Annotated in this window: 14 protein-coding genes, 2 tRNA genes and 3 rRNA genes; 10 read left to right on the top strand and 9 right to left on the bottom strand. The window is 38.5% G+C overall.

Annotated elements, in window-relative coordinates:
* The first annotated feature begins 15 nt into the window (after positions 1-15).
* Positions 16-267, top strand: a complete 252-nt coding sequence (locus IPK14_23700) for a DUF4345 family protein (GenBank protein MBK7996264.1) — start codon at positions 16-18, stop codon at positions 265-267.
* A gap of 324 nt (positions 268-591) precedes the next feature.
* Here the strand turns inward: IPK14_23700 and IPK14_23695 are convergent, their stop codons facing one another.
* The 4 genes from IPK14_23695 to IPK14_23680 all read right to left on the bottom strand — a co-directional run bounded on the left by IPK14_23695 (position 592) and on the right by IPK14_23680 (position 6,051).
* Positions 592-849, bottom strand: coding sequence for a hypothetical protein (locus IPK14_23695; GenBank protein ID MBK7996263.1), 258 nt, complete (start codon positions 847-849; stop codon positions 592-594).
* Positions 850-1,030: 181 nt separating this feature from the next.
* Positions 1,031-3,013, bottom strand: coding sequence for a hypothetical protein (locus tag IPK14_23690; GenBank protein ID MBK7996262.1), 1,983 nt, complete (start codon positions 3,011-3,013; stop codon positions 1,031-1,033).
* Between the two features lie 24 nt (positions 3,014-3,037).
* Entirely contained in the window at positions 3,038-5,755 is a 2,718-nt protein-coding gene (locus IPK14_23685; protein MBK7996261.1) for an IPT/TIG domain-containing protein, read from the bottom strand.
* Between the two features lie 14 nt (positions 5,756-5,769).
* Positions 5,770-6,051: a hypothetical protein gene (locus IPK14_23680; GenBank protein MBK7996260.1), complete on the bottom strand. Its 282-nt coding sequence runs from the start codon at positions 6,049-6,051 to the stop codon at positions 5,770-5,772.
* Positions 6,052-6,419: 368 nt separating this feature from the next.
* Between IPK14_23680 and IPK14_23675 the strand changes: the two genes are divergently transcribed.
* The 9 genes from IPK14_23675 (at position 6,420) to IPK14_23635 (ending at position 13,599) form a co-directional block, all read left to right on the top strand.
* Complete coding sequence (locus IPK14_23675) at positions 6,420-7,097, top strand: NfeD family protein (protein ID MBK7996259.1); 678 nt, start codon at positions 6,420-6,422, stop codon at positions 7,095-7,097.
* A 79-nt stretch (positions 7,098-7,176) separates the two neighbouring features.
* Positions 7,177-8,526 carry a hypothetical protein gene (locus tag IPK14_23670; protein MBK7996258.1) on the top strand — a complete coding sequence of 450 codons (1,350 nt, stop codon included), beginning with the start codon at positions 7,177-7,179 and terminating at the stop codon, positions 8,524-8,526.
* Positions 8,527-8,605: 79 nt separating this feature from the next.
* Complete coding sequence (locus IPK14_23665; GenBank protein MBK7996257.1) at positions 8,606-9,940, top strand: hypothetical protein; 1,335 nt, start codon at positions 8,606-8,608, stop codon at positions 9,938-9,940.
* Between the two features lie 355 nt (positions 9,941-10,295).
* Positions 10,296-11,132: an acyl-ACP desaturase gene (locus tag IPK14_23660; protein ID MBK7996256.1), complete on the top strand. Its 837-nt coding sequence runs from the start codon at positions 10,296-10,298 to the stop codon at positions 11,130-11,132.
* 15 nt (positions 11,133-11,147) lie between these two features.
* Positions 11,148-11,390, top strand: coding sequence for a hypothetical protein (locus IPK14_23655; GenBank protein ID MBK7996255.1), 243 nt, complete (start codon positions 11,148-11,150; stop codon positions 11,388-11,390).
* A gap of 33 nt (positions 11,391-11,423) precedes the next feature.
* Complete coding sequence (locus IPK14_23650; GenBank protein ID MBK7996254.1) at positions 11,424-11,852, top strand: hypothetical protein; 429 nt, start codon at positions 11,424-11,426, stop codon at positions 11,850-11,852.
* A gap of 14 nt (positions 11,853-11,866) precedes the next feature.
* The gene (locus IPK14_23645; protein ID MBK7996253.1) at positions 11,867-12,757 is read left to right on the top strand and encodes a M20/M25/M40 family metallo-hydrolase; all 891 of its coding nucleotides are present in this window, start codon (positions 11,867-11,869) and stop codon (positions 12,755-12,757) included.
* On the top strand, positions 12,750-12,974 hold the full coding sequence (locus tag IPK14_23640; protein MBK7996252.1) for a hypothetical protein: 225 nt from the start codon (positions 12,750-12,752) through the stop codon (positions 12,972-12,974). The genes IPK14_23645 and IPK14_23640 overlap by 8 nt, the downstream gene beginning before the upstream one ends.
* On the top strand, positions 12,940-13,599 hold the full coding sequence (locus IPK14_23635; protein ID MBK7996251.1) for a uracil-DNA glycosylase: 660 nt from the start codon (positions 12,940-12,942) through the stop codon (positions 13,597-13,599). The genes IPK14_23640 and IPK14_23635 overlap by 35 nt, the downstream gene beginning before the upstream one ends.
* Before the next feature lie 101 nt (positions 13,600-13,700).
* Here IPK14_23635 and rrf read toward each other — a convergent pair.
* The 5 genes from rrf to IPK14_23610 all read right to left on the bottom strand — a co-directional run bounded on the left by rrf (position 13,701) and on the right by IPK14_23610 (position 19,161).
* Positions 13,701-13,817 (bottom strand): 5S ribosomal RNA (rrf, locus tag IPK14_23630).
* 291 nt (positions 13,818-14,108) lie between these two features.
* Positions 14,109-17,120 (bottom strand): 23S ribosomal RNA (locus IPK14_23625).
* Between the two features lie 245 nt (positions 17,121-17,365).
* Positions 17,366-17,436: transfer RNA gene (locus IPK14_23620), tRNA-Thr, on the bottom strand.
* A 4-nt stretch (positions 17,437-17,440) separates the two neighbouring features.
* Positions 17,441-17,515, bottom strand: a tRNA-Ile gene (locus IPK14_23615).
* A 123-nt stretch (positions 17,516-17,638) separates the two neighbouring features.
* Positions 17,639-19,161: ribosomal RNA gene (locus tag IPK14_23610) — 16S ribosomal RNA — on the bottom strand.
* The 16S, 23S and 5S rRNA genes sit together here with 2 tRNA genes alongside, the layout of an rRNA operon.
* Positions 19,162-19,984: the final 823 nt, after the last annotated feature.

Below are 19,984 nucleotides of genomic sequence, written 5' to 3'. Positions count from 1 at the left end.
CTTTATTATAACTATATGATTAAAAATAACTTAGCTCGACAAATTGTTTTAGTTTTGGCTGCGCTTGTTTTTATTCTTGTTGCAATAGCAGCACTTGTTATACCTCATAAAATGGCAAGCCAAATGGGTTACACTCTAGTCAATATCAATGGATTAAATGAATTTCGTGCTATTTATGTTGGAGTTTGGTTTGCTACAGCAATTTTACTAATTGTAGCAGCTAAAAATATTAAAATCCCTCTTTTATCAGACCTTGGAGCAATCTGAATTTTAGGTCAAACCTTTGGAAGGTTAGTAAGTATAATTTTGGATGGGATACCAGGTAATGAAGTATTTCCAGTATTTTTTTTAGAGTTTATTGGAGGTTTATTACTTTTAATTATTCGTCCAAAGAATTAGCAAAATGGGATTTGTTAGTCCCAGAAACGCACAATAAAAGGTGTTTTTTATTTTTAGTCAAAAAACAAAATTTCTCTAACATCAATATTTTTAATTAGATTTGAGCAACCATTATTTATGATTAGTTATGGCACAGTGTTTGATAAAGTAAATAGCATAACTAGTTGCTCAATATTAAGTAACCGCGCCTGTTTAAGACGGCGCATTTTTTTTGTCTACTAGTCTTTGTTTATTGGTTTGTTTAGGGCTAGAAGTAACTTCATACATTTGGGCTGTAGGATGAGCCGCTTTAGCTGCTTCAATGCTTTCATACTGACCAATAATGTTAGCTGTTGGTACATTGCCCCCTTTTAGCATTAAACCATCAGCCCCACAAGGATAAGAATAAACCCACCATTGCCGCCCTGATGGGGAGTTAGGCATCCACTCAATTCTTAACATATGTTGCATAAAAATCTCCTTTCTCCATTTAGAAAGAATCTCTTTAATAATGAAGTTTGAAAGGGTTATTGATAATGACATAAGTTTATTTAACAGACTAGTAAAATTTTATATTAAGTTGTAAAAATATTAAGCCCAGCATATGTTACTGGGCTTAATAGAAAACTTTTTGTTTTTAATTTATTTGACTCTAAAAGTTAAAAGTCACACTGTTAGAAACTACTCCATTAATAACAACTACTACGGTATTTTGGCCTTTTTTAAGGCTTAACTTCTTTTTATTTCCTTTTAGCTCAATCTTAGTGTCTGTTTGACTTCTAATATTTCTACTTACATCAACATCATTTACCCTAACTATTGCACCTGAAGTTTGGAAACCCATTCCTGAAATAGTCAAAATAGGTTTAGCAAATGTTGCATTAGTGATATTTACACCTCCTGCAACTATTACTTGGAAGCTAATTTGGTCAGTTAAGCCGCCTGCATTGATAGCACGTAATGTTACTGTACCACTTTGAGCATTCATAGGTGGAGCAATACGAATCATTCCATTACCATTGCCATTATCCGTTAGAGCAACATACCCAGGAGCAGAAACTATTGAAAGTGCTAAACCTGTTGGGTCTGCGTCCATGGTTGTAACCGCTAAATTTATAACATCTCCAGATTTAACCATTTGGTCAGCAATAGGAGTAATTTTTGGTGGTCTAAGCATTTGTACCACACTTAGCTTAACAACTTGACTACGTACTATTTGACCTGAGGTGCCGTTAATTGTGACATTAAAATCACCTAAAGCAGCACTAGAACTAGCATTAACTGTTAGAGTCGAATTATTACCAGGTGCTATGCTATTGTTTGAAAACATTAAACTTAATCCACTGTTAGCAGGCTCTACACTAGCATTAAGAGAAATAGCATCTGTAAAACCATTAATTGCTTGAGTATTGAGAGTAAAGCTAGTAGCAGCACCTAAAGGTACAGATTGAACAGTAGGTCTAACGGCTAAAGCAAAATCTCCTGGTGGTTTTGGAGTCACAACAAGTCTAATCATTTCTTGACGAGTTATTGTTCCTGATTGACCAGTAACAGCAATATTAAAAGTTCCTGTAGTAGCGTTGCTAGCAACATTAACCATTAGAGTAGCTGTTTGACTTCCACTAATATTGCTTGAAGATAAATTAAGGCTAATACCACTATTAACAGGCGTTACAGAAGTATTTAAAGCAACAGAGCCATTAAAATTATTTAGAGCATTAAACCCAACTCTAAAAGTAGCAGAATCCCCAACTTGAATATTTTGTGATGCAGGGCTAACAGTTAAAGAAAAATCTGCTGCATTTGCTCCACTACGAGACACTTTCATTGCTCTAATTGCATTATTAAAAGTGTCTAAAACAAATAAATTTCCATCATCATCTAAAGCTAATCCATGTGGACTACTTAGTTTTGCCTGTGTAGCATTACCACCATCACCACTAAAACCAGTAACACCAGTTCCAGCTATTGTAGTAATTATGCCTGTCTGCACATCAACTCGACGAATTCGGTCATTTTCTGTATCAGCAATAAATAAATTGCCACTGCCATCAACTACAATACTTTTAGGTAAATTCAAGCTTGCCATAGCAGCTTGTCCACCATCGCCACTAAAGCCAGCTTGACCATTTCCTGCTACTGTAGTAATTACACCATTTCTATCTATCTTACGCACCTTATTTGCGTCATTGTCTACTAGAAATAAATTTCCAGCACTATCCATTGCTAAAGCTCTAGGGAAGGTTAGTTGAGCCATCTTAGCTTGTCCACCATCCCCAGCCGATCCTGGCATGCCTGTCCCAGCAATTGTTGTGATAATTCCTGTTGAAAAGTCTAGTTTACGTATTCGTCGGTTATCTGAATCAGCAATTATTAAATTGCCATCATTATCTATAACTAACCCATAAGGAGAATTTAACCGCGCTTTAGTAGCATCAGCACCATCACCACTAAAACCAGCCATACCAGTCCCAGCTATAATTGTACTATTACCTGTTGCTAAATCTACTTGACGGATTACGTTGTTACTAGTATCAGCAACATATAGAGTATTTTCATCTAATGCAATGCCTCGAGGAAATTTTAAATTTACATCTAATGCAGCATCAACTAAAGCTCTAATTTCATCATCCATTGAGCCATCATCATCGTCATCCCGTCATCTCACGCCACCATCATCGCCATCATCATCGCCATCATCATCGCCATCATCATCGCCATCATCGTCGCCATCATCACCATCATCATCGCCATCGTCATCCCCTGAATCATCATCATCATTATCACCATCATCTTCATCAAATTCATTGCCAAAATCATCATCTTCCTCATTAGGATCTATATCATCATCTCCAGCAAGCGTATCAGCAACACCTCGGTTTATATCTAGCAAAACAATTCGGTTATTAAAGGTATCAGCAACATAAATAACTCCATTGCTGTCTATTGTCATTGCTTCAGGATAATCAAAACGTGTATCAGAAATAGCACCTCTTGGTGTAAAACTACTAGTACCATTACCAGCAATTGTTGAAATTATTCCTCCATTAGAAACTTGACGGACTCGGTTATTTCCTGTGTCTGCAATAAATAAAGCACCTAAACCATTAACAGCAATAGCTTTAGGAATATTTAAGGTAGCATTAGTGGCTGAACCTCCATCACCACCAAAAGCAAATAGTCCACTACCAGCAACCGTAGTTATTACACCTGTTCTGGCATCTACTCGGCGAATCCGACTATTACCACTATCAGCAATAAAGATATTTCCAAAAATATCTACAGTAAAATCTTCCGCAGAACTTATTTGAGCATTGGTAGCAGGCCCACCATCACCACTAAAACCTTTTATTCCAGTACCTACAACTGTATTAATATTTCTACTAGTGGCATCAATTCGACGAATCCGGTTAATAGCTGATCCAAGAATAAAAATGTTATTAGCGGCATCTACTGCTATAACTTCTACTGCTCCAATCGCAGCACTGCTAGCCAATCCTCCATCCCCTGTAACAGTTGTGCTTCCAGTGCCAGCAATTGTTGAAATCATCCCTGTTTGTGCATCAACCCTTCGGACTCTGTTATTGCCTGTGTCAGCAATTAATATGTTGCCTAAACTATCAATTGCTATACCTTGAGGAAACCTAAGAGATGCTGCTGTAGCTAAACCATTATCTCCACTAAAACCATTTGTTCCATTACCAGCAACCGTAGTAATTACCCCAGTAATAGCATCTACTCTCCGAATTCGACTATTACCAAAATCAGCAACAAAAATATTTCCTGATGAATCAACAGCAATACTCTTAGGTAAATTTAAGCTAGCAGCTAAAGCTGAACCTCCATCACCGCTAAAACCTCTAACACCATTACCAGCAATTGTAGTTATTACCCCAGCACTATCTATAGAGCGAATCCGATGATTAGACGAATCAATAACTAAAGTATTGCCCATTCCATCAATTACTATGCCTTCAGGACGATTTAAGCTAGCTTCTAAAGCATTGCCTCCATCACCTAAAAATGGAATACCACCAGCAAAAGTAGTAATATTGCCATTTGGCAAGCCATCAAATGGATCAGAAAAAACTCTAAATGGTCTTTGAATTACTCCCCCGCGAGTACGAATTGAAAGCGTCCTAATACCAGGAGCATCTTGATTAGGAACTGTAAAACGTAGCCTAGTTGAACTTTCTATTATTGCGTTAACAACTTTGTCACCTAAAATCACATCGCTTTCTGGAGCAAAATTTTTACCTGTAACTATGATTTCCGTTCCACCTCCTAAACGGTCACTATCTTGTGTCATATTAATAATTTGAGGTGCGCCAATAGTAATAACTTTTACTGCTTCTGAATCATTTCTAGCATTTGAGTCTAATACAAAAGTTTGCGTTCCTTGAACCACTACACTAGCAGCTTGACCAAAACTTACTCCAGGTTGAGCAAGTGAAATCATTTGCCGTTGATTTGGATTATCAGTAATTAATTTTGCTCCAGATTTATCAACTACATAAATATTCCCAACTCCATCAACACTTATTGAAGTAGGCTCATTAAATTCAAATTCATTGTCTACTAATGGTTCAATGTCTTGTGTAGCCGTTTGTGCAATTGGCCCAACAGTTCTTACTTTACCATCTAAAGAAACCGACCTAATTCGTCCATTACCTGTATCTGCAACTAATAAAACAGGTTGCTGAGAACCAAAAAAACTAGTATTGCTGGCTTGAACGCTAATAGCTGTTGGACGGCTAAAAAGGGCTGCTCTGCCCTGACCATCAGCCTTTCCTGCCATTCCTGGCTGACCAGCCAAAAGTCGCACTTCTTTTTTATCAAAATTTGCTACATAAATTGCATTATTTCCTGTATCAACTATATAAACATTCCCACCAGCATCTATTGCAATACCTTGAGGTGCATTAAAAGCAGCTTGTTCAAATGGAGTTACATCATTGTTATTAATTCCTTGGCTGCCATTTCCTAATATTGTTGCTACTTGATCATTAAAACCAATTTTACGAATACTATGATTTAATGTGTCAGCAACATAGGTTCCACCCTCTGAACGATTATCTACAGCAATTGCTGTTGGGCCAGCAAAAAGGGCTTGTGTCCGTTCTCCATCTGTTCTTCCACGACTTCCCATACGACCAGCAAAAACTTGTGCTGGTGCATTAGCATTATTTTTTTTATAAACAACATTAGATATAGGATCGCTTAAGTAAATTGAACCTTGGGCATCTACTTTGGTATCACCTGGTACTTTTATAGCATTACTATTATCTACTCTAGTGACTATCACAAAAGTTGATACACTTTGACTACCCATTCTTGCTGTAATTGTTGCATAACCTCGTTGCAACCCTGATACCATGCCTGTTTGAGCATCTACATTAGCAATGTCTGGACTATCAGAAGTAAAGTTGCTCCCGTTACACTCTGTCCATTACTTGTCAATAATCTTAGTTGTATTTGCCTGCCCTCATTTAATACTGGATTAGGATCTTGATCAGAGCCAACTAATACTAAAGAACTACTTTGAAATGGCATAACAGGAAAAAATAAAAAGTGTTTCTTGTGACCAGACATTAAAGCTTCATAAGAAAACACTATTGGAATCAATAACAAAACTGTAAATATGACTGAAATTCGTAAAAATTTTTTTCTCATAGCACCACCCTTTTTTATTCTTATGCAATTGATTAGCTTTTTATGGTTTGTTAGCAATTTCTAAGCAATAAAAACAAAGTATCTGTTAGGAAAAGTTAAACTGCAAGTTTTAATTATTCATCTACAAAAATTTCTTATTGCTAAATTAATAATTAAGTTATTAAAATCTATTATCCTACCTTTTTCTTTTATTTGAATACCTTTTATAACTACATTTTTTTGTAAAGTAAAAATTTTTTAAGTGATTTTACAAAATAAAAAATAGGCTTTTATGCTAGACTTTAGACAAATTAACAAACTTTCTAACTTTGTTTTATTTGGTTAACTCGTAATTTTAATATATTAACAATAATATATCAGGTAATATTATGGCAGCATATCTTCATCTAGCTTATCTTTTTGCTACAGTATTTGGCGTAGGAGTAATGGCTTTAGATCTATTAGGAGTATTTGTTCACACTACAGATGGAGCAACTGATTCAGCCAATGATGGCTCACACGTTGATGATGTTTCTCAAGCTGATGCCAATCATACAAATACTGACCACTCATCTGACCATGGTTCTGCTAATACTAATCACCTGCCTATTTTATCTATTTTAAGATACTTACGGATGTTTGTTTATTTTTGTGCTGGTTTTGGGCCTCTAGGTTTAATAGCTGAATTTAATGGCTCGTCCTTGATAGCAACTCTAGCTTGGTCACTTTTAGGAGGTATTACTAGCACCACCCTTGGATTACTTATGTTTAGACTTCAAAGAAAAGACCTAGATTCTACTGTTAAAACAGAAGATCTTTTCCTAGGTCAAGCTCAAGTAATAGTCCCTATTACTAACGGAAATATGGGTAAAGTACGCATTCATATTGGTCAATCTGTTGCTGAAAGATATGCCTTAGCAGAAAATTCCTTAGAATCATTTCATAAAGATGCTATGGTAGAAGTTATAAGAGTAACAGACGAATGCGTTTATGTTCGTCCTGCCACAACTGATCATCTCGTAAGTAAAATAACCAAACCAAAGCCAACTCAACAATTGCAAAAATAAAGTTGGTTTTCTTTAGCCAAGTTAACTAAAGTTAACTTATTAATTAAAAATAGTCTTGCTAAATAACTTAGGAGGAACAATGGATTTAGTCTTGATGCTAAAATCAGACTTAGGAAACGCCTTACCCTTTTTAATGCTATTTCAATTAGACCTTTTCTTTGTTTTTGGTGCAGGTTTTGCAGTAGTACTATTCTTTACTGCGGTAAGTCTCCTACAGTCTATTATCAGAGTTTGCCCACCTAATCAAGTACTAGTAGTTACTGGTGCTAAAACCCTTATTAATGGTAAAGAATATGGATTTCGTATCCAAAAGGGAGGCTGGACTTATGTCATCCCTTATTTACAAAGTGCGCAAACTTTAGACCTAAGTATTCTACCTATAAATGTAAAAATTGAAGGAGTTAATTCTGCTAATGGTATTACGGTAGGTGCAGACGCTACAGCCTGTGTTTGTGTTGATGACAAGGATGAAGTTTTGCTTTATTCAGCAGTAGAAAGATTAATGGGGAAATCTCGTAGAGAAATTCAAGAGCAAATACAACAAACAATGGTAGGTAATTTTCGAGGTGCGCTTAACAAAACCACACCTTTACAAGCAATTGGTATGGAAGAAGACCGCACAGATGAAAGTAGTGCTAGTAGTATGTTAGTTCGCTCATCCCCAGGTGCTTTAGTAGTCCAGGATGGTGAACGCGCACATTTTCGCCACGAATTACTAAAAGATAGTAGCCAAGATTTAAGCACCTTTGGAATGAGAGTAGTTTCTGTTTCACTACAAAAAATTTGGGACACATCTAATTACATAGCTAATCTTGCTAGTAAAACTTTATCTCAAAAACGGCAAGAAGTTGAAATTCAAGAAGCCCGCTTACATGCTAGAGCCGAGCAAGCCGAATCAGATTCCTCTCGCCGACAAATGATTGCAATCAATCAAGCAAATGAAAAAATTCTTGCTGCTCAACAACAACTAGAAGTTTTTCGCCGTGAATGTGATGCTTCAATAGAAAGAACCCGACTAGAAGCTGATAGTGCTATTGCTTTAGCTATGAGCGAAGGCGAAAAAAAGGTTCAAGAAGCAATGATTGAACTACAACAACTAAAAAATATCTCTCAAGTTACTTTAGAAGCAGAAGCTAAAAAACGTGTTGCTGAAATTCGTGCTGAAGGCGAAAGCGAAGCTATTCGTATTTTCCAAGAATTGCAAAACAACTTACTAAAACAAAAAGTAAATTTAATTGCTCAAAATGGCGATTCTGCTAAAACAGCTATCTTTGTCCAACAGCATTTAGCCCAACTTTTTGAAGCTTATCAAGAACATGTTCAAGGTTTAGGTGTAGATAACTTAGTTATAATGGATCCAGAAAAAGGATTTAATGGCGTAGTTAATCAGTGGGCCAGAAGCACTAGTAGATTTTCTAAAGCACTTTGAACAGGGCTTTGGAATTAGTGTCCGTGATCTATTAGCTCTTACCAATAAAACAACTACAGATTCAAAATAAGGAGGCTTTATGGGTGGATTTTTTATTGCTTTAATAGCTTTAGTTGGTATCTCTCTACTTGCACAAGTAATTACTAAAATGAAAATTGTAGGAGCTAATGAACTAGCTGTTATCGCTGGCAAAGGTCAAGATGGCCTTTCAACTATTCGTGGTGGCCGCGTTTTTGTCTTACCTCTAATTAATAGCTTTTACAAAATGGACTTAAGACCCCAAACTACTACTGTAACAGTAGAATCAGCAATTGCTGAAGGTGTTGTTCCTCTAACAGTTGTAGCAACTGTTAGTTTTACTGTCGCTTCTTCGCCTACAGGTATTCAAAATGCTATCCGTAGGATCTTAAATATGACCTACCAATGGGAGGAACTCCGCTATATTGCTAACTCAATTATTGAAGGGCATTTGCGAGACTCTATTGCTACAATGACTCCAGAACAAGTAATGACAGATAAAGATATTCTAGTCCAAAATATGATTCGTGTTTGTAAAACAGACCTTGAAGGCATTGGACTAGAAATTACTGCTATGAACATTGCCGATGTTGAAGACCATCGTTTAGATGGTGTTAGTGAACCAGAACTCTACATTGCGTTACTTAAAAGAATCCAAGCAGCTAACGCTGAAACTCAAGCCCGTGAAGCTCAAGCCCTTAGCACCGCAGCATCTAAAGAAGCTAGTGAAGGTCAACGTGCTGAAACTACAGTTCGTAAATTAAATAATGAAAAAGAAGCCTTAGCTACACAAGTTAGAGTAAGTATTGCAGCAGAAAAACAACGTTCTGCAATCGGGGTTGAACAAGCTAGCCGTAATGCAGAAGCAAAAGTTGCTGGTATTAAAGCCCAAATTGAAGCCGAAAAACGCAAAGTTGAAATGTTACAAGCTAAATTCCGTGCAGAAATGATTGTCCCCATTCAAGCCGAAAAAGAAAAAACCATTCTTTCTGCTAAAACTAGAGCAGCAACCTTCCAAGGTCGCGCTCAAGCTGAACTAGATCAACTTAAAAACACTATAGAAATCCTAGAACAAGGCGGTCAATCAGCTAAACAAACCTATATAATTGAAAACTTTGAAAAGTTTATGAAACCCTTTGCACAAACTTTGTCGCTCTTTCCAGTTAAACAAAGTACCGTTATTTCTGGTGCTAACCAGTCTCATTCCCCTATATCAGCAATTCATCCTCACCCAATTGAACAAGAAAAAGCTCGTTTACTCCAACAAGCTTTTTATCAAGAAACTCCTAAACTACCAAATCCTCCTAAAGTAAACCTATCTACCTCAATAGCTAAGTCAAACCCCAATAATGCTAATTTGCCTGTTGCTGAGGATTTAGAATTAGATATAACTTAATTTGTAATTAATATTACTTAGGCTCACAATATCGTTATGGGTTTAATTATTAGCAACCTATAACGATATTTCTATTTTTAGCTAAAACGTCTTGAGCTAAAAAGACATTCTCCTATAAGTATATAGTAACTCTACCGCCAATAATTTACCTTATCCTAAAATTTAAATCACAAGTAAGTGCTAGACTTGACATAGTCTAGATCTATGGCTATCTTGTTTGTACTAATAGAAATCTATGTCAAATTCTATTATCAATTCTAAAATCAAAATTTCCTATAAATCTAAATTAATAACAAACCTCGTAGTTATTAATGATAGTCTTATTTTTAAAAGTAAAGTATTTTGGGAGGAATAAATGAACCCCATTTTTGATATTAATAAATTTGTTGAAAAATCTGGCCCGCTAAATTTAAGCGGTGTTGAGTGGTCAAAAGCTAAAGATTATCCACTTACCGAATCAGAAATAAGATGTATTACCTATATGTTAGATGTAGAAAGTTATACTGTAGCTTATTTAAGAGATTTAGTTAATAGTAGTGCAATTAAACAAGATAAAGATATGGCAGAATTTATCCCTTGTTGGGCATATGAAGAAGGTTTTCATAGTCGAGCATTACAAAAGTTTATCGATGCAGCAGGTGTTAAACTTGATCCAAACTACACACCAAGCTATCAACGCCCAGAACGCCTATTTGAAACCTTAAAAGATATTGGAGCAGCTATTATTTCTCGTATCCTCCCTGATTTTACTACTGTTTACTTAACTTGGGGAGCAATTCAAGAATTAACCACCCTTAGTGGCTATAGAAATGTTGCCCGTAAAAGCCAAAATAAAGTATTAATAGATGTCCTAGAACGTATTATGCGCGATGAAGCAAGACATTTTGGTTTTTACTACAATAAAGCAATGCTCCGCTTAAAAGATTCTCCTAAAGCTCAAAAATTAACATCCTTGATGGTAAAAAACTTTTGGCTACCTGTTGGAGCAGGTATCAAAAGCGATGATGATGTTGCTTTTATTATTGCTTATGCTTTTGGAGATGAACCAGGCCAAAAAACAGTCCGTCATATTGATACAACCATTGCTCGATTGCCTGGACTAGATTGGTTTAATCGAATGGAACTTTATGCAAAACAAAGTTGTCAACGATATCTAGATCAAGCTCCCTGGCAAATACAACCTGCCACTTAATATTTATATTTTCTTATGAAAAATGAACCTTTATTGCCCCACAAAATAGGTATCTATGTTTCTAATGATCAGACTGCTGTTGATATTGGAGATGTACTAAAAATTTCTCATACAAATGGCTTATATTTTGCTGAAATAATTGCAATTGAAACAGGTGACGCAGGAGAAGCTTTGATCTTTCAATATATTAAAGCCTCTCCTGAATTTGAATCTGCTCCCACTTTTACCTTAAAACAACCTTTTTCTGAAAAAGAATAATTATTTAGTAACTCTAATTAGGCTAATACTTTTATGGTTCTGCGCTTATCTATCTTTTTGATCTTTTTAAGTCTTTTAGTTAACTCTTTTGTCTTTGCTCAAGGAGAAATTATTCATAGTGACGCAGAAAAATACTTAGAGGTTTTAAGAGAAGAACAAGCAGAACTAGATTTTCAGCTAAAACATAAAGAAATCTCTCATCAAATCTATAAACGGGCTTCCACACGTATTAGCATACTTAAAGAGTTAATAACCAAGTATGGTCAAGATAGCGAACAATACAAAATGCCTGAATATCATGTTGCTATAGAAAAAGACCTAGAACTTTTTATCCTTGATGGTCAAAAAAAACTAAAAAATGCTAAACCTAATCAAATTATTGATAAAAATTGGCGTTTTGTTAAAACTATTACTAGAGGCGAAACTTTTTATATACTAGAAAGACTTAATAATAACCCTTAAATTTGAGATAAAACATGAAAATATTTCTTTCTTTTTTCTTATTGTTTTTTTCACTGTTTTCTATCAAAATTTCAATTGCTCAAAATCCTGTTCAAAATCCTACTGTAACAGCTAATTCTTCCACATCAAATAACTTAAAACCTTATAAATTAGCTTCTGCTCAAGAATTAATGGAAGAACTTTGTAGCGTCCCTCTTGATAATAACGAGCGAGAGAACTTTATGGTTAAACTCTTTATACAAGCAGGGGCAAAAGAAACCGACATCCAACGCCAAGCCATAGATATTTCCGAAAACCCAATTCATAATATTTACTTAGTCAAACCAGGACAAACTAAAGATGTTATTGTTATTGGCGCACATCTAGATCATGTTGCTGTTGGTCAAGGTGTCATAGATGATTGGTCAGGAGTTTGTGCTGTTACTAATATTTATCAAGCTATAAAAGATATTCCAACCCAACATACTATTATATTTATTGGGTTTACAAGCGAGGAAAAAGGTCTTCTTGGCTCAAAAGCTTATGTTCGATCTCTTTCAGAAAAAACCAAAGCACTACATAAATATATGATAAATTTAGAATGTCTGGGCCTTTCAGAATCTTTAATTTGGGTAAATGGCTCAGATAAAGAATTAGTAGACATAGCCCATAGCGTAGCTCAAAAAGAAAACCTACCTTTAGAAAATCATACCCTTCAAGGTGTTGGGGCTGATTCGAATTCATTTCGTGCTGCTAATATCCCTGCTATTACAATAGATGGCTTACCTGTTAACAAATTTTCTTATATACATTCAGCAGATGATAAATGTGAAAATGTAAACCAAAGTTTTTACTATAATTCTTATCGCTTAGCTGTAAATTATTTATTAGAATTAGACAAAATAACTACTAAAAACAATGAATAATCAAAAAATTATTATTGAAGATTTACTAGCTTTAACCTTAGCAATAAAAAACCAATTAGAGTTTTATCAAGAAATTGGTGTAACTGACATTACTCCTAGTAACTATTTGCTACCAAATCATTCTAGTGTAATTAACCATTCCAAAGATTTTTTAGAGTTAACCGATATGGCTAAAAAAAAACATGTCTTCATCAACCGACCAGCTATCACTATTTGAAACGGATTCTCCAAAACCTAACCCAATAGGCACATCATCCATAAAAACATCTGTAAATCGTTCTTTAGGTAAAACTACATTAGCTGCAATTCGTGCAGAAGTGGGCCATTGCTGTGGGCTATGTCCTCAAGCAACCCAAATAGTATTTGGCGAAGGTAATCCACAAGCAGAACTAATGTTTATTGGTGAAGCACCAGGAGCCGAAGAAGACGCAACTGGTCGGCCATTTGTTGGAGCAGCAGGAAAATTACTAGATAAAATTATTTCTGCTATAGGCTTTAAGCGCGAAGATGTCTATATAACCAATGTTGTTAAATGTCGTCCACCTAACAACCGTAAACCTACAAATGATGAAATGTCAGCTTGTGAGCCTTTTTTATTTAATGAAATAGAACTTGTTAAACCTAAACTTATTGTCACTCTAGGAGCAACTCCTCTTACTTGTTTGTTAGATATAAAAGAAGGTATTACCAAAATACGAGGCCAATTTTATGATTTCCAAGGCATTCCCGTAATGCCAACCTTTCATCCTGCTTTTCTTTTAGGTGTCCCTGAAAAAAAACGCGAAGTTTGGGAAGATATGAAACAAGTTATGAATAAATTAAAGGAAATAAGAAAACTCTAAAGCATAGGTTTAGAAATAATTTATATAGAGAGAAAAATGAAGAAAGATGAAGAAAAGAAAAAGAAGATTAAGGAAGAAAAAATATGATTTAAAAAGATAAAATCCGGCGACTACCTACTTTCCCACCTCCCTGCGAAGGCAGTATGATCGGCTCCAGAGGGCTTAACTTCCGTGTTCGGGATGGGAACGGGTGTGGCCCCTCCGATAGGGTCACCGGAAACTCTTTTACAATAACTAAGCCGTTAGTCATTGTAGCTAACTTCTATAAGCTTTTTTTTCTTTATTTAACAAAAAGCTTACCATTAGCAATATCCTTTTTATTTAATTGTAAATATCTTTTTTAACTCTTTTGTTTCTTTGATTTTGAATAAGCAAAAATTTCTTTAAGTATTTCTTAGCGTCTTTTTTAATTGACTTTTCCAAAAGCAACTTCATTGCTCTACAACACTTAACTTACTTACTTTTTTATTTTCTTTTGATTAATCAAAAGACAACCAATAGCAAAAGTAGTGGTCAAGCCGATGGGTCATTAGTACTGGTCAGCTTAGTATGTCACCACACTTACACTCCCAGCCTATCTACGTGGTAGTCTTCCACGAGCCTCTTGGGGAAACCTCATCTCCGGACGAGCTTCACACTTAGATGCATTCAGCGTTTATCTCTACCTAGCTTAGCTACCCTGCGACTACCGTTGGCACGATAACAGGTACACCAGTGGCTAGTCCAACCCGGTCCTCTCGTACTAAGGTCAGCATCCGTCAAGTTTCCTACGCCCACACCAGATAGGGACCGAACTGTCTCGCGACGTTCTAAACCCAGCTCACGTACCGCTTTAATTGGCGAACAGCCAAACCCTTGGGGACCTTCTTCAGCCCCAGGATGCGATGAGCCGACATCGAGTGCCAAACCTGAGCGTCGATGTGAACTCTTGGCTCAGATCAGCCTGTTATCCCCGGAGTACCTTTTATCCTTTGAGCGACGGCTCTTCCATACGACACCGCCGGATCACTAAGCCCTGCTTTCGCACCTGCTCGACTTGTTTGTCTCACAGTTAAGCTAGTTTTTGCCTTTGCACTCTATGGGTGATTTCCAAACACCGTGAACTAACCTTCGGAAGCCTCCGTTACATTTTGGGAGGCGACCGCCCCAGATCAAACTACCCGCCTGATAGTGTCCCTCTCCCTGTGAGGGAGTAGGTTAGAACCCGAACAATGCAAGGGTGGTATCTCACCGTTGACTCCGCCAAGCCCTAAAGCCTGACTTCTCAGTCTCCCACCTATCCTGCGCATCCACTGCCCAGATTCACTACCAAGTTATAGTAAAGGTTCACGGGGTCTTTCCGTCTTGTTGCGGGTAACCGGCATCTTCACCGGTACTACAAATTCGCTGTGCTACTCGTTAAGACAGTTGCCAGATCGTTACGCCATTCGTGCAGGTCGGAACTTACCCGACAAGGAATTTCGCTACCTTAGGACCGTTATAGTTACGGCCGCCATTCACTGGGGCTTCAATTCAAAGCTTCGCCTTTCGACTAACCTCTCCTTTTAACCTTCCAGCATTGGGCAGGCGTCAGCCCCCATACCTCCTCTTACAGAGTTTGCGGAGACCTGTGTTTTTAGTAAACAGTCGCCTGGCACTCTTCACTGCGACTTACTCTTTCAAGTAAGCACCCCTTCTCCCTAAGTTACGGGGTTAATTTGCCGAGTTCCTGAACGAGTATTCTCACATCCGCCTTAGGATTCTCTCCCCACCTACCTGTGTCGGTTTGCGGTACGGTTAGACTTCAAGCTCGCTAACGAGGTTTTTCTTGGCAGCCCCTCAGATCCACTTTATTGGCTTCCGAAGAAGCCTTCGCTTACAGGCTTGATGTATTGTAGAGTGGATTTACCTGCCCTACCATCTTGCCTGCTCAAACCACACTTCCATCCGTGGTCTGTTCCTTGGCACTGCGTCCCCCAAGCTCAAACGCTTGTTTCTAGTACAGGAATATTCACCTGTCTTCCATCGACTACGCCTTTCGGCCTCGCCTTGAGTGCCGACTAACCCTGAGCAGACGAACTTTACTCAGGAAACCTTAGGTTTTCGGCGGCCGGGATTCCCACCCGGCTTTGCGCTACTTATGCCGACAAAGTCTTTTCTCAACGCTCCACTTTAGCACTAGCCTCTCGACTAGCACCGCCTTTTCAGTACGGCTTCTACGCTGTTGAGAATGCTCTCCTACCACTACAGAACTTTTTCTCTCTTATCAAATACTAATCTAATTTATTAGATAAAATTAATACTTAATAAGTGAGAAATTCTATAATCCAAAGCTTCGGTGTGTACTTTTAGCCCCGTTATATTGTCGGTGCAGAGTTGCTTGACCAGTGAGCTATTACGCTTTCTTTAAAGGGTAGCTGCTTCTAAGCGAACCTCCTGGCTGTCAGTGCGACTCCACTTCCTTTTCCACTTAAGTACTACTTTGGGACCTTAGCTGTTGATCTGGGCTGTTTCCCTTTCGACGACGAAGCTTAGCCCCCGCCGTCTCACTCCTTTGAAACATTTAGCTGGCATTCAGAGTTTGGTTGGGTTTGGTAAGTTTTTTGACCCCTAGCCCATCCAGTGCTTTACCACCAGTAAATTTATACAAAGGCTGTCCCTAAAGACATTTCGGAGAGAACGAGCTATCACGAGATTTGATTAGCCTTTCACCCCTATCCTCAGTTCATCCAAGTTGTTTTCAACCAACACTGGTTCGGACCTCCACTAAGTGTTACCTTAGCTTCATCCTGACCAAGGATAGATCATCTCGCTTCACGTCAGAATACCACGTACTATTCGCCCTATTCAGGCTCGCTTTCGCTTCGGCTCCATTCCTTAAGAATTTAACCTCGCACATGACATTCACTAGCCGGCTCATTATGCAAAAGGCACGCCGTCAGGGTTTCCCCCTCCGACTGCTTGTAAGCACACGGTTTCAGGTACTTTTAACTCCCCTCACCGGGGTTCTTTTCACCTTTCCCTCACGGTACTACTTCACTATCGGTCGCATAGTAGTATTTAGCCTTAGGAGATGGTTCTCCCAGATTCAGACAAGATCTCACGTGTCCCGTCTTACTCGGGTACGACTTCAATGTTAGATATTTGCTTTCGGATACGAGACTGTCACTCTCTTTGGCCGAACTTTCCAGAACGTTCTCCTAACAAACATCTATCCACCGGAAATTTTCCTTCATTCGCCCCACAACCCCACTAGATAAATCTAATGGTTTAGGCTCTTACCCGTTCGCTCGCCGCTACTTAGGTAATCGTTATTTACTTTCTTTTCCTGTAGGTACTGAGATGGTTCACTTCCTAGTTCGCTTTATCCTGCCTATGTATTCAGCAGGAAATAACTAGTCTTCAACTAGTTGGGTTCCCCATTCGGAAATCTACGGGTTGAGCGGTTGCTTGCACCTAACCGTAGCATATCGCAGCTTTGCCACGTCCTTCATCGCCTCTATGCGCCTAGGCATCCACCGTATGCTCTTAGTAGCTTGACCATTACTTTTGCTTTTGTCTGTCTCATCGACTGTCAAAAACAATACTTTAATACTTTCGTTCAGTTAATTGCTGTTACAACGAATTTGCTTTCTTAACTTAAAACTAAGAAAGACTCTCTAATAAAATACTTTACAGACGTTTTTTGCCTATTCAATTTTCAAAGACCGCTTCAAAACTAGTGTTTTGAGAGTTTAACTTTTGAAACAATCAATTAATCAAATTAATTGACAATTAGATGAGTTAATGGAGGTGAACGGAGTCGAACCGATGACCCCTGCTTACAAAACAGGTGCTCTGCCAACTGAGCTACACCCCGTGATGGTGGGCCGGGAGATTTGAACTACCGACCTCACGCTTATCAGGCGTGCGCTCTAACCAACTGAGCTACAGGCCCTATGTTAGAGCCTTTTGGCTCATCTTATTGATGTTTCAAAACTGAACAGGTAAGAATTAAGTTAGTCACTTGTGAGTGTAAACTGATGTTATGGTCGTGACTCCAATAACATTTTTCCTTTAGAAAGGAGGTGATCCAGCCACAGGTTCTCCTACAGCTACCTTGTTACGACTTCACCCCAATCATGAACCATACCGTGGACACTTGCTTCCCTTGCGGGTTGGCTCGGCATCTTCTAGTACAGCCCACTTTCGTGATGTGACGGGCGGTGTGTACAAGACCCGGGAACGTATTCACCGCAGCATGTGATCTGCGATTACTAGCGATTCCAACTTCATGAGGTCGAGTTGCAGACTACAATCCGAACTGAGGATGCTTTTATGAGATTGGCTCCACCTCGCGGTCTCGCTTCTCTTTGTACCATCCATTGTAGCACGTGTGTAGCCCTGGGCATAAAGGCCATGATGACTTGACGTCGTCCCCACCTTCCTCCAATTTATCATCAGCGGTTCTACTAGAGTTCTCAGCTTTCCTGTTAGCAACTAGCAGTAAGGGTTGCGCTCGTTGCGGGACTTAACCCAACATCTCACGACACGAGCTGACGACAGCCGTGCAGCACCTTGTTTCGAGTCTCCGGTTTCCCTTCGACGACTCCGTTTTGCAGAGTCTTCTCTCACATTCTAGCCCAGGTAAGGTTCTTCGCGTTGCGTCGAATTAAACCATATGCTCCACCGCTTGTGCGGGTCCCCGTCAATTCCTTGAGTTTCAGTCTTGCGACCGTACTCCCCGGCGGATGACTTATCGCGTTAGCTCCGGCACGCCGGGACTTAAAACCCGACACACCAAGTCATCATCGTTTAAGGCTAGGACTACCAGGGTATCTAATCCTGTTTGCTCCCTAGCTTTCGCGCCTCAGCGTCAGTGTTGGCCAGTTGCCCGCCTTCGCCTCCGGTGTTCCTCCTGATATCCACGCATTTCACCGCTACACCGAGAATTCCGGCAACCCCCTTCCACACTCTAGTCGACTAGTATCGAACGACCTGCCTAGGTTAAGCCTTGGTATTTTACATTCGACTTAGTCTGACCGCCTACGCGCCCTTTACGCCCAATAATTCCGAACAACGCTTGCCCCCGGTATTACCGCGGCTGCTGGCACGGAGTTAGCCGGGGCTTACATTAGTACCGTCATCGCTTGCAGTATTAGTACAAACTTATTCTTTCCTAATTTACGAAGTTTACATTCCGAAAAAATTTTCATCCTTCACGCGGCGTTGCTGGGTCAGCCTTTCGGCCATTGCCCAAAATTCCCCACTGCTGCCTCCCGTAGGAGTCTGGCCCGTATTTCAGTGCCAGTGTGGCCGACCGCCCTCTCAGGCCGGCTACTGATCGTCGCCTTGGTGGGCCTTTACCCCGCCAACTAGCTAATCAGCCGCGAACTCCTCTACAGGCGAGAGGTCTTACGATCCCCCTAGATTTTATGCGGTATTAGCCTTCCTTTCGGAAAGTTATTCCCCACCCGCAGGTAGATTATTCACGTGTTACTCGCCTGGCGCCACTCTACTCAGGATTGCTCCCTTGCGTTCGACTTGCATGTATTAGGCACGCCGCCAGCGTTGATTCTGAGCCAAGATCGAACTCTCAGTCAAAAAATCTTTTTGCTTTTATTAGTCTTATCTCAAGACTAAACAGTTTTGCATATCTTGGCTATTGTTTACTTCTCAAAAAATGACGTGTGATTACTTCTTACCTATTCAGTTTTCAAACATCAATATTTAATATTTATTCTTAAATATTTTTTATAAAGAACTTGTGCTTTAGAATAATTAATTCCGTATTCAGATTTAATTTTTTTCTACCGCCGGAAAGTTTTGATTATACTTTTTTATTTCTTTTCGTCAACTTTTTTTTTTCCGGCTTTTTTTTAACTTCTTCCGAAAACTTTTCATTGACTTCTAGCTTCTAAAACCATCTTAAACAATTAAAGCAAAAATACCTTTAAGCTTAGTTTTCACTAAGTTTTAAGTTAGTTTTGTTGTTAGGACCTTCTTGCAAATAGCTTTTGAGGTTACTACCTTTTTACTTGCAGCGTTTGTTAGATCTCCTACTGCTTTTTCTTTGCAACTCCTTTTTTCCTCAAAATTTTTATTTCGTTAGAAAACGTAAGCTTTAAGAATTTGTTTTGTAATAGCTCAAAGCGAAGGTGTGACTATATAGATCATAGTTTTTGTTGTCCAACACTCGAAGATTTCCGGGTTTTGCCGGAAAGTATAAGTTAATTAAAACAATAAAGGGTTTAAGCTTAGCTAAGTGTTTGAACTCATTATCTTCATTATATTCAAGTAAATTGAAGATGTTTAATTAAAGTTTTCTTTCATAGCCTGTTTGCTAGCTCTAAGCAATTAAACTAAAAGCATTTGGAGTATTTTTCATCAGATCTTGGGCAGATAGTTCAACTATTAAGAATATTTT

It is taken from the genome of Blastocatellia bacterium, from assembly GCA_016713405.1.
Lineage (GTDB): Bacteria > Acidobacteriota > Blastocatellia > Chloracidobacteriales > JADJPF01 > JADJPF01.
Note: the sequence above shows the minus strand (reverse complement) of the source record. Positions and strands in the feature narration are given on the sequence as shown.